1 protein-coding gene and 1 pseudogene are annotated in these 1,659 nt (G+C 68.8%); one reads left to right on the forward strand and one right to left on the reverse strand.

All coding sequences use genetic code 11. From position 1 onward, the window contains the following. Positions 1–501, reverse strand: a pseudogene (locus tag B551_RS27145) (hypothetical protein); the annotation flags it as partial. On the opposite strand from B551_RS27145, the gene B551_RS17675 reads away from it, so the two are divergent. Further along, positions 485–1,597, forward strand: a complete 1,113-nt coding sequence (locus B551_RS17675) for an LLM class flavin-dependent oxidoreductase (RefSeq protein WP_023264675.1) — start codon at positions 485–487, stop codon at positions 1,595–1,597. The pseudogene B551_RS27145 and the gene B551_RS17675 sit on opposite strands and share 17 nt — an antisense overlap. The last annotated feature ends 62 nt before the right edge of the window (positions 1,598–1,659 follow it).

Here is a 1,659-nt window from a genome sequence, read left to right on the forward strand (position 1 = left end):
GGCGGCATCGCCCGCCGCGACCGCCGCGACGATGCGGCGCGCGCGCGCCAGGTTCGCGCCGCCGCCGCCATGGGATTGCGGCACGACCTGCGCGATCAGGCCATGGCGATGCAGCAGCGCGAAGTTGTCGTGCGCAAAGCTGCCATCGGCGTCGTGCCGTGCGGCGCTCGCCGCGAAGGCGGTGCGCAAGGCGTCGAGCGTGTCGTCGAGCGTCTCGTCGAGTGTGTCGTTGCGCATGCGGTCGCGCATTCGGTCCAGATGCGGCTCGCTGCCTCGCAGTCGAAGCAAGGTGGAAGAGGGCATGACGGTCGTTCCCTGTGCGGATTCGGATCGGCGCCTAGCGTAACGCCGAGATGCCGCTTCGATGAACGATGCAAATCGAATATGGAGTTTCGTTTTTATTCGTTCGGCCACACGCGGGTTTGCCTTACGTTTGTCGCCAGATTCCGCCGCCGTGACCGCAGCGGGCGACACAGGAGAACCCATGAGCGTCGACATCATCGGCATGATCCAGAGCCAGAAGCAATCCGAGATCCATCCGCCCAGCGGGCCCGTGGTGGATCGCGACTATGTCAGGGCCTTCGCGCAGGCGCACGAGCAGGCCGGCTTCGACCGCATCCTGGTGCCGCACCATTCCACCGGCCCGTCGGCCACGCTGACGATCGCGTATGCGGCCGCGGTGACCGAGCGGATCCACTTCATGCTGGCGCATCGGCCCGGCTTTACCGCGCCGACGCTTGCCGCACGGCAGATCGCGACGCTGGACCAGTTCAGCGGCGGCCGGCTTGGCGTGCACTTCATCTCTGGCGGCTCGGACGACGAACAGAAGCGCGATGGCGATTTCCTCGATCACGACGAACGCTATGCGCGTACCGACGAATACCTCGGCATCCTGCGCCGGATCTGGACCGAGCCCGAGCCGTTCGATCACGAGGGCCGCCACTACCGCTTCCAGCGCGGCTTCTCCGAGGTCAAGCCGGCGCAGCAGCCGCATGTGCCGATCTACTTCGGTGGCGCGTCGGCGCCCGCGATCGCGGTCGCCGGCAAGCACGCCGACGTCTATGCGCTGTGGGGCGAGTCGCTGGACCAGGTCCGCGAGCTGACCACGCGGGTGCGTGCCGAGGCCGCGCGGCACGGCCGCCAGATCCGCTTCTCGGTGTCGTTCCGGCCGGTGCTGGCCGAGACCGAGCAGAAGGCCTGGGAGCGTGCCGACCGCATTCTCGAACGCACCCGCGCGCTTCGCGTGCAGCAGGGCTACAGCCGCGGCGGGCCGCAGCAGAGCGAGGGCGCACGCCGCCTGCTGGCCGCCGCCGAACAGGGCGATCGCGTCGATACCCGGCTGTGGACCGCGATCGCGCGCGAGACCGGCGGCCGGTCCAATTCGACGGGGCTGGTCGGTACGCCGGAGCAGGTCGCGCACGCGCTGCTCGACTACTACGACCTGGGCGTGACCACCTTCCTGATCCGCGGCTTCGATCCGCTCGACGATGCGGTCGACTATGGCCGCGAGCTGATTCCGCGGCTGCGGGCGCTGGTCGCCGAGCGCGATGCGCAGCGGCGGCTCGAGCAGGCAGAAGGGCAACGGCAGGCGGCATGACCGCCGCGCCGGCAACACCGCGCACGACATACCGAGACGAAACCAACAACACGTAGAACCAC

The organism is Cupriavidus sp. HPC(L) (genome assembly GCF_000307735.3).
GTDB lineage: Bacteria > Pseudomonadota > Gammaproteobacteria > Burkholderiales > Burkholderiaceae > Cupriavidus.

Excerpts from the sequence above, each read along its gene's own strand:
- B551_RS17675 (WP_023264675.1), top strand. The coding sequence starts at position 485 with ATGAGCGTCGACATCATCGGCATGATCCAGAGCCAGAAGCAATCCGAG.